13 protein-coding genes are annotated in these 12,037 nt (G+C 49.6%); 2 read left to right on the top strand and 11 right to left on the bottom strand.

Going from position 1 to position 12,037, the window contains the following annotated elements; all coding sequences use genetic code 11:
* Positions 1–591: 591 nt before the first annotated feature.
* The 9 genes from ABID29_RS06210 to ABID29_RS06170 all read right to left on the bottom strand — a co-directional run bounded on the left by ABID29_RS06210 (position 592) and on the right by ABID29_RS06170 (position 8,788).
* Complete coding sequence (locus ABID29_RS06210) at positions 592–1,929, bottom strand: PFL family protein (protein WP_354365168.1); 1,338 nt, start codon at positions 1,927–1,929, stop codon at positions 592–594.
* Positions 1,930–1,940: 11 nt separating this feature from the next.
* Positions 1,941–2,207 carry an ACT domain-containing protein gene (locus ABID29_RS06205; RefSeq protein ID WP_354365167.1) on the bottom strand — a complete coding sequence of 89 codons (267 nt, stop codon included), beginning with the start codon at positions 2,205–2,207 and terminating at the stop codon, positions 1,941–1,943.
* 143 nt (positions 2,208–2,350) lie between these two features.
* Positions 2,351–3,415, bottom strand: coding sequence for a type 2 isopentenyl-diphosphate Delta-isomerase (fni, locus tag ABID29_RS06200; protein ID WP_354365166.1), 1,065 nt, complete (start codon positions 3,413–3,415; stop codon positions 2,351–2,353).
* Positions 3,416–3,432: 17 nt separating this feature from the next.
* Entirely contained in the window at positions 3,433–4,509 is a 1,077-nt protein-coding gene (locus tag ABID29_RS06195) for a phosphomevalonate kinase (protein WP_354365164.1), read from the bottom strand.
* A 1-nt stretch (position 4,510) separates the two neighbouring features.
* Positions 4,511–5,527 (bottom strand): diphosphomevalonate decarboxylase, encoded by a 1,017-nt coding sequence (gene mvaD, locus ABID29_RS06190; RefSeq protein WP_354365162.1) that lies wholly within the window; start codon positions 5,525–5,527, stop codon positions 4,511–4,513.
* Positions 5,524–6,537 carry a mevalonate kinase gene (gene mvk, locus ABID29_RS06185; RefSeq protein WP_435533154.1) on the bottom strand — a complete coding sequence of 338 codons (1,014 nt, stop codon included), beginning with the start codon at positions 6,535–6,537 and terminating at the stop codon, positions 5,524–5,526. The genes mvaD and mvk overlap by 4 nt, the downstream gene beginning before the upstream one ends.
* A gap of 118 nt (positions 6,538–6,655) precedes the next feature.
* Positions 6,656–7,783, bottom strand: a complete 1,128-nt coding sequence (locus tag ABID29_RS06180; protein ID WP_354365159.1) for a DUF2207 family protein — start codon at positions 7,781–7,783, stop codon at positions 6,656–6,658.
* On the bottom strand, positions 7,780–8,103 hold the full coding sequence (locus ABID29_RS06175; protein WP_354365158.1) for an AzlD domain-containing protein: 324 nt from the start codon (positions 8,101–8,103) through the stop codon (positions 7,780–7,782). Before ABID29_RS06175 ends, ABID29_RS06180 begins: the two co-directional genes overlap by 4 nt.
* Positions 8,093–8,788: an AzlC family ABC transporter permease gene (locus tag ABID29_RS06170; RefSeq protein ID WP_354365156.1), complete on the bottom strand. Its 696-nt coding sequence runs from the start codon at positions 8,786–8,788 to the stop codon at positions 8,093–8,095. Before ABID29_RS06170 ends, ABID29_RS06175 begins: the two co-directional genes overlap by 11 nt.
* Positions 8,789–8,967: 179 nt before the next feature.
* Between ABID29_RS06170 and ABID29_RS06165 the strand changes: the two genes are divergently transcribed.
* Complete coding sequence (locus ABID29_RS06165; protein ID WP_354365155.1) at positions 8,968–9,462, top strand: RNA polymerase sigma factor; 495 nt, start codon at positions 8,968–8,970, stop codon at positions 9,460–9,462.
* Positions 9,452–10,309 carry an anti-sigma factor family protein gene (locus ABID29_RS06160; protein ID WP_354365154.1) on the top strand — a complete coding sequence of 286 codons (858 nt, stop codon included), beginning with the start codon at positions 9,452–9,454 and terminating at the stop codon, positions 10,307–10,309. Before ABID29_RS06165 ends, ABID29_RS06160 begins: the two co-directional genes overlap by 11 nt.
* Positions 10,310–10,872: 563 nt before the next feature.
* Here ABID29_RS06160 and ABID29_RS06155 read toward each other — a convergent pair.
* Positions 10,873–11,016 (bottom strand): hypothetical protein, encoded by a 144-nt coding sequence (locus ABID29_RS06155; protein WP_354365153.1) that lies wholly within the window; start codon positions 11,014–11,016, stop codon positions 10,873–10,875.
* Between the two features lies 1 nt (position 11,017).
* On the bottom strand, positions 11,018–12,028 hold the full coding sequence (gene tsaD / locus ABID29_RS06150) for a tRNA (adenosine(37)-N6)-threonylcarbamoyltransferase complex transferase subunit TsaD (protein WP_354365152.1): 1,011 nt from the start codon (positions 12,026–12,028) through the stop codon (positions 11,018–11,020).
* Positions 12,029–12,037: the final 9 nt, after the last annotated feature.

Genomic DNA, 12,037 nt, shown 5'->3' with positions numbered 1-12,037 from the left:
AAAAACCACACAGTGATTCTTTCATCTTGATTGTTTTCAAGACAGAAATCACTGCGTGGTTTTATTTTGAAACTAGTTTTTGCCCGGCCTCTTTTCTAAAGAGACAATCCTTAAGGAGCTAAAGAACTGATGGATCCGCCAAAACTGCCAATTGTCAGCTTGAGAGTGACCTGATTCATACCAAGCAGACCAATCGAATTACCAGGAATCCTAAGGTTGAGTCCCAATTTTTGGTCCGTGTCAGACTATCTTACCAGTAAAAGACTATGCAAAAGTCCTTTTATTGGCAGACACTGTCTCTGCCTTAAGAATAACCTTTTTAAATGACTTTCGAAAGAGACTACTCCTATGACCTATTTTTGACTAGTCAAATGCCAAAAATGACATTCTGGACAGCGATACGCACCTTGTAAAAACGATGTACCTCCTGCTTTAACAGAGTCTTTATGGGTAGCTAAGAATAGCTCCGCTGCTATCCTATCTTTAAAGATCGCTTTTTGGCTGGAACAGTTTGCACGTCTTTGTTTTCTTTGTCGTTTCTTAAGAGTTGTCCGTGACACAGCTTATCCCCATCTATAGATGCCCTTTCAGTTAATTCTTAAAGCTATGAATCGGTGCTGGAATTTGTCCGCCGCGGTTGATAAAATCAGCCGATGATGCGCTATTTACTCGCATCACTGGAGCAGTCCCCAAAAGACCACCAAATTCAATCCGATCCCCTTCTTGACCTTTAGGAATAATGCGAACCGCTGTCGTCTTCTGGTTGATGACTCCAATGGCCGCTTCGTCAGCAATCATGGCCGCAATAGTTTCAGAAGGCGTGTCCTCTGGAATCGCAATCATATCCAGGCCTACTGAGCAAATCGCTGTCATGGCTTCTAATTTTTCCAGATTGAGGGCGCCTGACTCGACCGCCGCAATCATACCCTCGTCTTCTGAGACAGGGATAAAGGCACCTGACAAGCCGCCGACCTGGTTACAGGCCATAACGCCACCTTTTTTGACCGCATCATTTAAAAGGGCTAAAGCTGCTGTTGTCCCATGTGTGCCGACTGTTTCCAATCCCATTTCTTCCAAGACACGCGCCACCGAATCGCCAACAGCAGGTGTTGGTGCAAGAGATAAATCAACAATCCCGAATTTGACACCGAGGCGCTCACTCGCCATTTGACCGACTAATTGACCAATGCGAGTAATCTTAAAGGCGGTTTTTTTAACTGTTTCAGCGACCACATCGAAGCTCTCGCCACGCACCTTTTCAAGGGCCCGCTTGACCACACCTGGTCCCGAAACACCGACATTGATGACCACATCAGCTTCACCAACACCATGGAAAGCGCCTGCCATAAAAGGATTGTCCTCTACCGCATTGGCAAAGACGACCAACTTGGCTGCTCCCATGTCAGAAGCGTCCGCTGTCTCCTTGATCACCCGCCCCATATCACGCACTGCGGTCATGTTGATCCCTGTCTTGGTCGAACCGATATTGACCGATGCACAGACCTTATCCGTCTCAGCTAAGGCCCTTGGAATCGAAGCAATCAGCACCTCATCGCCCTTTTGGTAACCCTTTTGTACCAAGGCTGAAAAGCCACCTATGAAGTCAACCCCGATAGTCTTGGCCGCCCGATCCAAGGCATGGGCCAAAGGCAGATAATCTGTCGCATCCGTCGCCGCCCCAATCAAGGCAATGGGAGTCACCGACAAGCGTTTGTTGACAATGGGAATACCCAGCTCCGCCGCAATCGCATCACCAACCGCCACCAAATCCTTGGCCTTGGTCGTGATTTTCTGATAAATCTTCTCTGCCGCCCGATCAATATCGGGATCAATACAGTCCAAGAGAGAAATTCCCATGGTAATAGTCCTGATATCAAAGTGCTGCTCTTCAATCATGGCAATGGTTTCTGTGACCTGTCTAATATCCATCCCATTTCTCCTTACAAGTTATGCATAGCGTCAAAAATCGCTGCACTCTGAATGTTGATTTTGACATTGAGCTCCTGGCCGAAGGCCTCCAAATCCTGACGAATCTTTGTAAAATCAACCGTCTCATCGCCAGAAACGACCGCCATCATGGTAAAATAGCCGTCCAAAACCGTCTGGGAAATATCATCAATGTTAAAGCCTAAGCCAGCTAACTTGGCAGCCACTCCTGCCACGATTCCTGTGTTATCCTTACCAACTACCGTTACAATTGCCTTCATGTTACACCTCACGCTTTCTATTCTGAACCCATAGGGGCAGAGTTTCTCTTATTTTAAAAGAAAACCAAGGTTTTGGCAAGCAAAACCTTGGAAGTGCATATAAAATCAATCTTTTCTCACTCAGACACTGGCAAATCTTTCCTTTATCGTCTCCCATACTCACTGACATCAATGCCACGCGCCTGGGCCCAGTCTCGGACACTGGGTGGCAAGATAAGGGTTGCCTGCCGGAGGGCTTCAAGGTCCTTGGCTCCTAGGATAGTCATGATTTCTGCAATTTGCGTTTGCAGCGTATTAACAGCTAAAATAGCCGTTTCCATGCTATCTGGTGTCCTGACCCAATGGAGGGCTTGTCCCGATAAGCCAACTAGATCTGCTCCTAAAGCAAGGCACTTGACCACGTCCAGAGCGTGACGCACACCGCCTGAGGCAATGACCTGTGGACGCTGGTCTTTGGGCAGGCTCATGGCCTCGATCAGGCTTTCCACGGTCGTCAAGCCCCAGTCCTCTAGAAAATCATACTTGGCAGATTTTCTCCGCGCATTCTCAATACGGGCAAAGTTGGTGCCACCCCGCCCTGAAATGTCAACCAACTTGACACCACGTCCATAAAGTTCCACCAGGGTCTCTCGGCTCATGCCAAAGCCCACTTCCTTGACAATGACTGGGACCTCTAACTTGGCCACAATGGCCTCGATATTGTCCAACCAGCCCCTGAAAGCCCGTTCGCCTTCTGGCATGACAATCTCCTGCGGCACGTTGACATGGATTTGCAGGGCATCGGCCTCCAAAAGGTCGACCGCTCGTCTGGCATTTTCAAGCCCATGGTGGGCTCCAAGATTAGCAAAGACCAGGCCCTTGGGATTTTCCTGACGCACCACCTTAAAAGACGCTGCCGCCTCTGGGTCCTTCATGGCTACGCTAACAGAACCCGTTGCCATAGCAAGGCCTGTCTCTCTAGCCAAAATAGCCAGCCGTTGATTGAGTTTGGTTGTTTGAGGACTTCCTCCTGTAATGGCATTGATAAAGAAAGGACTGGTAAAATTCAGATCGCCAAGACGAGTGCTGATAGCTACATCAGCCACATCCAGCTCTGGAAAGGCATGATGAACCAGGCGAATGGCTGCCAGGTCCTCACCCGACGCTTCTTGGTATTGTTGATTGGCCAGACCGACATGTTGGTCCTTGCGATTGGCTTGTTGGGTCATGGATTTCTTTCTCTTTCTTAGGGTAATGGCGGAGCGATCATCAGGTCTAGGGGAAGAATCCCCGCTGCCGCCCAACTGTCTCGGATCTGATTAGCCTTGACTGAATCAGCGATGAGGGCGATGCCGCAGTCCCCCCCTCCTGCTCCTGAGGTCTTGGCAGCAGCTCCGTGTTTTTCTGCCAAATCGATCAAGGTTGCTAAGGCTGGCGTCTCTAGGAGCAAGCCCACTTGTTTAGCATAGTTGCTAAGCAAGGAGCGGTTATGACGGATTTCTTGGCAGATAGCCAAAACATCTGCTTCCTGAAAGGCCCGCACCAAGCCTTCTAGGCAAGTTTGACTGGCTCTGACAAAGTCTTGGCGAATCTGTTTTTTATCGACTGTATTTTTCGCCACCTGGCCTAACAGGCCTTCTGTGGAGGCAACACTTTGGGTCCAACCGACTAAAAATGCTAGGTTTTCTGGCAGGGATAGGCGCTCTATCATCAAGTTTGGCCAGTCTTGGGCCACCAAATCCCCTATGGTCAGCTCTGCTATTTTTCCCGAAAGCCAAGCCGCCAAGGGTCTCTGATAGGAGATCAGGCCTCCGAAACTAGAGGCAGCCAGGTCTCCAAAAGAGCCTGTCAGCCCAATCCTAGTCTGGGCAAGCACGGACAGTTTGTAGAGGGTCAGCGGTGACAAGGTCTGGCCATAAAAGAGGCTGACGGCCTTAATCACAGCTACCGTCACCGCACCGCTAGAGCCCAGGCCATACTTTTGCCCACTGTTCGTATCATCCAGCTCACTTTTAATGGCTAAGCGATAGTAAGTCCTTGGCGTCTCTCCCAATGCGCTCAGATAGTCTTCTGCCACCTGCATGGCCGCTTGAACCAGAGCATAGGGATGGTCCTGATCGACCACCAGCCACTGGCCTTGACGGTGCCAAGTAAGTTCTAAATCATCCCTCTGGTCCGAGTGAAGCTGACCTGTCTGAGAGGCTTCAACCGTCACCTGCAGGTATTGGTCAACCGCTGCAATGATGGCCAAAGCACCGTCAACAACGGCATATTCCCCAGCCAGGTAGAGCTTGCCTGGAATCTTTACGTGTGTCTTACTCATCTTAAGCCTCAAATGCCTTAACCGTCTCCAGCCAATCCTGCTCTGTCAGGGCATAGGCAGCTGGTCCTGGAAGGCTGGTGATTATTTTTTCTTTGGGAAACTCTTTTGCCAGTTCTTGGACCAAGGCTGGCATGTCACTGGCCCTACAAAGGACCTTGACATTAGGGCCGGCATCCATGGTCATATAGGCTGGAAGGCCCAACTCCTCACGGACCTGACGGACCAAGCCTTGGATACGGATGGATTCTGGTTCAAAGTAGGTAAAAGGCGGATTTGCAGAAAGTGTCGTCGCATGCATCTTCATGCCATTATGTTCTGTAATTTGCCCTACTTTAACCAGGTCTTTATGCTTTATGGCCTCCTTAATAGCCTCTAAATCCGTCTTAGCAGACGAGATCCAAGCAGGGTAAAAAGGAGACGTCGCAACGGTATGGTCCATCCCAACACGGCTAGAAATTGACTTTCTTTCAGTATTAATGGCCAGAACAATCATACCGATATCCCAGTCTGCTGGATCAATAGGAACTGCGTAAGAATCCTTCGAACCTGTCCCCATCTGCCATTCCACAAAGCCCCCGAACAAGGAGCGGGTGCTTGACCCTGAACCTCGTCTGGCGAAGGTGGACAAGGTTTGGCGATCCCAATCCAGCGATAAGGCTTCTGATACGGCCAAAGCAAGAGCCGCAAAGGCTGACGCCGAAGAGGCCAGACCTGCTGCAGTCGGCACAAAATTGTAAGAAGTCACCCTGGCCCTTCTGTTCTCTCCGGTCTCTTGACGAAAAAGGTCCAAAAAACGGCTGATTTTAGAGGTTTCCTCCGCTGATTGCGCCTGACCATTCAAGAAGAAATAATCCTCTGTCAAAGACTCATCAAAGACCACTTCGGTATCCGTGTAAAAAGCATCTAAAGTAAGCGACAAGGAACTATTCATGGGCAAAAAGAGGGCCTTGTCCCTCTTTCCCCAGTATTTAATTAAAGCTATGTTAGTATGGGCACGTGCCCGGCCGACTCTTATCATTTGTCCTCTCCTTCAAGGCCTAAATACTGAATCCAGGTGCCTTTGGCACCAGCTGTTTCAAGAGCTTGCATTAATTTTTCTGCTTGCTGACGATCGGCTACCAAGGCTATCATGCAGCCGCCTCTGCCCCCTCCGGTCAATTTAGCGCCCAGGGCGCCTGCCTGTCTAGCTACTAGGATTAAATGGTCCAGCTGGGAATCAGACACCCTTAAATCTACGAGATAAGCCTGGGCCTGATCCATCAAATGTCCCAGACCTGCCACATTCTTATCCACCAAGGCCTGTTGACTCTCTTTAACTAGCTGGCCGAGGGCCTCAATGTGGCCCTGAGGGCTGAAAGCTAGGCTGGCTGAGCCTTGATTTTCCACCTCAATCCAGTCTGCCACATGCTGCACAGCCTCCAGGGTATGGCCGATACGGCCCGTATCCGCCACCACCAGATAGGCTGGAAAATCAAGCGACAAAACCTCAAAAGGCTGGTCCTTGACATAGTAAACAGGTTGCTCCCGACTGATCGTTGTCACATCAACCCCAGAAGGATTGCCATGGGCAATGCGCTCAGACGATTGGGCAATCTCCCAAAGCTCCTGATCCGTCAATTCCTGCTCATAGAAGGCGAACAGAGCCCTAGCCACCGATACCGCAACCGCCGCGCTCGATCCCATCCCTCGCTCAGCAGGGATGGTCGAAGTGATCTCCACATGAATCGGTGGATTCTGCGACACTCCAAGGCGGTAAAGGGAAAAACGAATAGCATGCTTGAGACTCTCATAGACCTTGGGCATCTCATGAACCAAACCATCGTAAAAAGCACAGTTGACAGACAAGTCACCGCTCTTTTCCGTCACAGTCGTCTGGACCTCAACCCCAGCAAACGGCAGGGCGATCGCAGGTTTTCCATAAACGACCGCATGTTCTCCCATTAAGATAATCTTACCGCTTGCACGCCCTTGTGCTGACCTAACCATCTCATTTCCCTTTCGGTTTCGTTTTTGCTCATCTCTCGTGATTTGTAGCTGTCCTTGTGTTCTATTTTTTAGGACATAGCAGAGCAGATGAGCCTTTGTCTACTGATTGACAAGCGTCTTCCATTATACCATTTTTTACCACCACCAGCTCAATTTGACCCTATCCCCCTAAAAAAGTCTCCACTAACACCTTTTTCCAGTCAATAGGGGTCTTAGGAGATAACTGTTCAACTTCTTCTTTGGTCATCATGCTATCTGGATAAGCCAGTTGAAGGGTCTGGTGGATGGTTTTTGTCTGACCAAAGAGGACCCCGTACACCAAATACCGGTTCCAGAGGATATGATCCTGAACGACCTTCTCGTCAAAGACCTCTTGTTCCTCCAAAGCCTGTCTAAAGGCACGCCAAAGAAGCTGTTCACGATAGCCCTCACGATGCGGAACCCTATCCCCGTCCGGATGAGAAACAATGCCCACATTTCCGCGGTAGCTTTCCCACTTTCGAAACAGGACAATTACACAGGGCACAACTATTCCCAACATCCAAAAGCTCAGGTGTCCCATAGCATAGGTTCCCAAATATATTGTCAAAAAGAAGAGCAGGAAAAAACGATTATCCAAACCACTTAAGGCCCGTTTTTCTTGGTCCGTTAAGGAGCGGTGGAGCGGAGGCAAGCCTTCCTCCTCAATCTGCTTTTCAACCAAATTCCGAATCCTCATTCGTCTCAGAATGAGATCATTGCCACGCTTAAGTTTGGCCCGATGCGCCTCTTCTACCGTCGTTCCTGAGTCAAAATGCAAGGTTTTGTGTCCGAATACTTCTGATAAGGAGATCTTGTCCTGCTCCCCAAAGACCAGCTGGATGAACTCCGTTTCAAAAGGCACTAAATTTGCGGTTGAGGAAAGGCGCAACACAGTCTGGGACGGCTCTTGTTCCAAAACCAGACATCCCCTATCCAGCAAATCCAGCAAAGTAGACTGGACCATGGTCGAAAAGCTAATGCCATCTTTTGTACTATAGCCGTTTGGGCTTAGTTTGACCAAATCTTGGCCAAAAACATAGAAAGCAACCAGCAAAGGCGGTAAACTGCTAGGTGGCTCATAGATTCTGATTTGCCCCAAATCAAGCTGCTCCTCCTCAAATCCCCTTTCAAAGGCCCTCTGGCACTTCACAAAATCCACCGTCAGGTAAACGATGACCACCATATAAACCACTGCAAAGAAGGGTTGAAAATGATTCAAGGAATAGAGATGAATCCCGATTAGCGCGAATATAAACAACCATTTCATAAAACAAACCTCAACAGTGCCATCAAGACAACTCCCACCCCCACTGTTAGCAGGAGATTTTTATAGCGAAGAGCCACCCAAAGGAGCAACAAACTCACCAAGACATCCTGCCAGAGCACATGAGGCAAACGTCCCGTCTCGTAGGTAAACAGGTTCGAAAAGGTTAGGGCAAAAATGATCGATACTGGCAGGTATTTTAAAAACCGCAAGGCCTTATCCGATAATTGGACTTTTTTTAAGAGGGCAAACGGAAGCACTCTCGGCACAAAAGTGACCAGGGCAGAAAGCAAAATTGCCCACACCACATCACTAGTTCTCATCCAGCCATACCCCCATCACACAACCTGCCAAAGTAGCAGACAAAACAGCTACTGACTTAGGTAAAAAACAAGCCAGAACAAAGAATACTGAAGCGACGGTCAAAAGGATTCCAGCTATTTTTTTCACAGGAACGCTGAGGGCAAGTCCCCTAAATTGTGCCGCAAAAATCCCTATGAACATGGCCATGAGAGCAAAATCCAGTCCTAACACCTGCGGATCGGGAATCCTTTCCCCCACCACGGCCCCCAAAACAGTTGCTGCTATCCAAGAGCAGTAACTCAAGATATTGTTGCCTAGCATCCAATCAGAAGAAACAGCCTTCTTCTGGAGGCCTTCTGTCAATAAAAGACCGTACGTTTCATCTGTTAACAGGCCTCCAATGGCAAGACTCCTACCTGCTGAAACATCAGGAAAAAAAGTCGCTGTATGCAAGGCCATTAAAAAATTTCGTAAATTGATCAGGAATATTGTCAGAGCAATCGAAGAGAGGGGTTCACCGGTCACCAGCAAACCGACCAAGGCAAACTGACCTGCCCCCGCATAAACTAGTAAACTCATGATGAAAACCTGCCAGACAGCCAGTCCTGCAGCCACCGCAATCACCCCAAAGGCCATACCGACCCCCAAATAACCCAGTCCAGTGGGCAAGGCAGATCGTATGCCGCGTTTAAATTCAGACGTCATAGTCACCTTTTCGTTTCAAATAGATTATATCCTTATCATAGCACAAAACCCCTTCAGGAACAAGGCAAGAAACGAGACCAGTCCCTACAAATTTTTGCTCGAAAAATATCTGAATCCTGTATACTATAAGTGTAAGATTTTAGCAAAGTTATCGTCTTATTCAATGAAAGGAGGTTGCTATGCCATCGCTTGAGGAGATTTATCGGCTTTATTTTTCAGATGTTTTTTACTACCTGCTCTACCTCTCAAAAGACAGGCAACTGGCGGAAGACTTGACCAGCGAGGTCTTTTTCAAGGTCATCAAGCACCGGCCTGATTTTCAGACTGAAGCCAGTGTCAAAAGCTACCTCCTAACCACTGCCCGCCATAGCTATATTGACCAGTTGAAAAAGAAGGGGGTAGAGCTGGTGGATTTGGAGGACTGGGACTTGGCTAAAACTCAGCCGTCACCAGAGGAAGATCTAATTAGTCAAGAAGAGCAAAGGATTATCAGCTCTGCCATTGCCCAATTGGATGAGCCCCAAAGAACCATCGCCAAATTGCGGCTAGTGGAGGGCTGGTCCTTTGCAGCCATCGGACAGATCTATGGCAGGTCGCCCAACTGGGCCTGCGTGACCTGTCATCGGGCTCGTCAGAAATTAAAGGATTTATTGGAGGATTATTATGACAACTAAGGCTATTTTGCGGGAACTTCTGCCCCTTTATGCAGAAGATTTGCTGAGTGAGGAGAGCAGGCTCTGGGTGGAGGAGCAGTTGTCTGCCCACCCAGACTGTCAGGCGGAGCTGGATGGCTTGACCGTCCTGCCCCAAGCGACTTCCCCCAGCCAACCTTTAGACTTTCTGACAACGACGGTCAAAAAGGAAAAGTGTCGGTTCGGACTGGCTATCCTGTCAACTTGTTGGGCCGTCATCGTACTGGCCATCACCGCTTTGACCCTACCGCTACACATAGATAACGACGGTCAGCTCTTCACCGTCCAGCAAGAGGGACAAGACATAACTGTCCTCTTTGACTCTCGGGTTAGTCGGGTCAAGCTGACCCAAAGCCGTGATGAAACAGGGCAAAATGTCGTCTTCCTAGACGCCTACACCACCCGCCTGGACCAGCTATTTCCTGGTCAACACCAGGTCTATGTCCGTCGCCCGAGTTCGGATGTCGTTTTTTATGATAACCATAGCAGAGCAGCCGACCTGCTTGCTGGTCAGACCAGCTGGGCTGGAGCCGCTACCTTGCCCCGCCTCTTTCTCAGCGCCTATGCTCTGCTAGCGCTGGCTCTTCTCCTCGTCCTGTCTGCTGGTTTTGCCTTGAGACGCTGGGTCTGGAAAAAGCAGACCAGTCACCAACTAGTGATTTACAGCCTGGGCTTGCCAGCCAGTTTTCTCCTAGCCTGGCTGACCATCACTGGCTTGTCTGGTACCAGCTACTATGCCAGCCAAGAATTGGTAGCCATTCTGAGCCTAACAGGAGCTTATTACCTGCTCTTGCATGCTCTCTATCAGCTGAAAACCAATCGTTTATAAGAGAAAACCGCTTAAATCAAAAAACGATTTAGGCGGTTTTGTTTTTATGAGCTCAAGCTATCTAACCCAATTTGGACAAATTTTTTTGTTCTTTGTTCTTGGGAAAGTAGATCAAATCACCCTCTTCCCAGATAGAAACCTGGGCACTTCTTCTAGCTTGTCAGCCAACTCGACTCGGTAAACCTGGTCTGTGCCAGTAGACACGGGGAATTGAACGGTGTTGATGGCCGAACCTTAGCCATTGAGCCCCTAGCCCCTTTTCAGCAAATCATCCCGAAAAAGCTAACAGGCTGTGAAATAGATATCATGAGCTGCCCGAACCTCATCTATTTCCAATTGGAGACTGGGCAAAAAGTCAGTTCTATTAAAACCATGGTAGAAAAACAGCTTGACGCAGTGGTTGGGATCTTGGACAGCCTGGGGTTAAGCTGTCCAAGGTTGTCTCCCAGAAATTGGAGAGAGACAATACTGGCTCTGCCAGTTTTAGAGTTACCCCTGCACAGTTCATTAGGCACTTTAGTGCCAATGAACCACTGTGAGTGGGCTCTAATTCGCTGATTTTATCAACTGAACATGCCTAACGAACGAGGGAAGCCTTGCTTCCCAATTTCTGACCCACTCTCGGTTTCCTCTTCATCAACAGTAACAGTTAGAACCTGCTGACGGCCGATGGCCAAATGGTTAGCTGTGATCAGTTGCTCTTCCATCTCACTCCATACTCTCAAAAACCAAACTCGGTTTAGCATTGAGGGCGAGGTCGGCGAAGCTGCCCTTGTCATACTCGACGACTGCTGCTAGGGCAATCATCCCAGCATTGTCCCCACAGAGACGTAGAGGTGGGATGACCACTTCCACATCCGTCATCTCACTTGCCAACCGCTCACGCAGGCCTTGGTTGGCAGCGACGCCACCTGCCACGACCAGCTGTTTGACAGGGTGCTGGCTCAGAGCCTTCTTGGTCTTGCTGATGAGGACATCCATGACCGACGCCTGGAAGGAGGCACAGAGGTCTTCCAAGACCAGCTCCTCACCCTTTTGTTGGGCATTGTGGTGGAGGTTGATAAAGGCCGACTTGAGGCCAGAGAAGGAAAAGTCCAGATGGTCTTCCTTGATCATGGCCCGTGGGAAGTTGTAGGTGTCCTGTCCCTTGTGGGCCAGCTGGTCAATCTCTCGACCTGCTGGGTAGGTCAGGCCCATGACGCGTCCAACCTTATCGTAGGCCTCGCCCACAGCATCGTCACGGGTTTCCCCGATGATGCGATAGTCGCCTGCCTCTGGCACATAGACCAGCTCGGTGTGACCGCCCGACACCAAGAGAGCCATCAAAGGATAGGTCAACTCGGCCGTCTGGTTGGCAGCCATCAAATGCCCTGCCATATGGTTGACAGGAATGAGGGGCAGACCATGGGCCCAGGCAAAAGCCTTGGCAGCCGCCATGCCGACCAGAAGGGCACCGACCAGACCAGGTCCATAGGTCACGGCTACCGCCGACAGGTCGCTGGCTATGATCCCCGCTTCCTGCAAGGCATCCTCTATACAGGTCGTGATGACCTCCACATGGTGGCGGCTGGCCACCTCAGGCACCACCCCACCAAATCGCTTGTGACTCTCGACCTGACTGGCGATGATGTTGGTCAAAAGCTCCTTGTCATTTTTTACAATCGCCACGCTGGTCTCATCACAAGAACTCTCGATGGCTAAGATATATCTGTCTGTCATGTCTTCATC

The sequence above is a fragment of the Streptococcus rupicaprae genome (genome assembly GCF_040545225.1).
Classification (GTDB): domain Bacteria; phylum Bacillota; class Bacilli; order Lactobacillales; family Streptococcaceae; genus Streptococcus; species Streptococcus rupicaprae.
The sequence above is the reverse complement of the archived record's forward strand: the minus strand, read 5'-3'. Positions and strand labels throughout refer to the sequence as shown.

What these genes read in the sequence shown, in the direction of transcription:
- ABID29_RS06195 (WP_354365164.1), bottom strand. Translation starts at nt 4,509, where the DNA reads ATGAGTAAGACACACGTAAAGATTCCAGGCAAGCTCTACCTGGCTGGG.
- ABID29_RS06175 (WP_354365158.1), bottom strand. Translation starts at nt 8,103, where the DNA reads ATGAGAACTAGTGATGTGGTGTGGGCAATTTTGCTTTCTGCCCTGGTC.
- ABID29_RS06155 (WP_354365153.1), bottom strand. Translation starts at nt 11,016, where the DNA reads ATGGAAGAGCAACTGATCACAGCTAACCATTTGGCCATCGGCCGTCAG.
- tsaD (WP_354365152.1), bottom strand. Translation starts at nt 12,028, where the DNA reads ATGACAGACAGATATATCTTAGCCATCGAGAGTTCTTGTGATGAGACC.
- ABID29_RS06160 (WP_354365154.1), top strand. Translation starts at nt 9,452, where the DNA reads ATGACAACTAAGGCTATTTTGCGGGAACTTCTGCCCCTTTATGCAGAA.
- ABID29_RS06180 (WP_354365159.1), bottom strand. Translation starts at nt 7,783, where the DNA reads ATGAAATGGTTGTTTATATTCGCGCTAATCGGGATTCATCTCTATTCC.
- ABID29_RS06205 (WP_354365167.1), bottom strand. Translation starts at nt 2,207, where the DNA reads ATGAAGGCAATTGTAACGGTAGTTGGTAAGGATAACACAGGAATCGTG.
- fni (WP_354365166.1), bottom strand. Translation starts at nt 3,415, where the DNA reads ATGACCCAACAAGCCAATCGCAAGGACCAACATGTCGGTCTGGCCAAT.
- mvaD (WP_354365162.1), bottom strand. Translation starts at nt 5,527, where the DNA reads ATGATAAGAGTCGGCCGGGCACGTGCCCATACTAACATAGCTTTAATT.
- ABID29_RS06165 (WP_354365155.1), top strand. Translation starts at nt 8,968, where the DNA reads ATGCCATCGCTTGAGGAGATTTATCGGCTTTATTTTTCAGATGTTTTT.
- ABID29_RS06210 (WP_354365168.1), bottom strand. Translation starts at nt 1,929, where the DNA reads ATGGATATTAGACAGGTCACAGAAACCATTGCCATGATTGAAGAGCAG.
- ABID29_RS06170 (WP_354365156.1), bottom strand. Translation starts at nt 8,788, where the DNA reads ATGACGTCTGAATTTAAACGCGGCATACGATCTGCCTTGCCCACTGGA.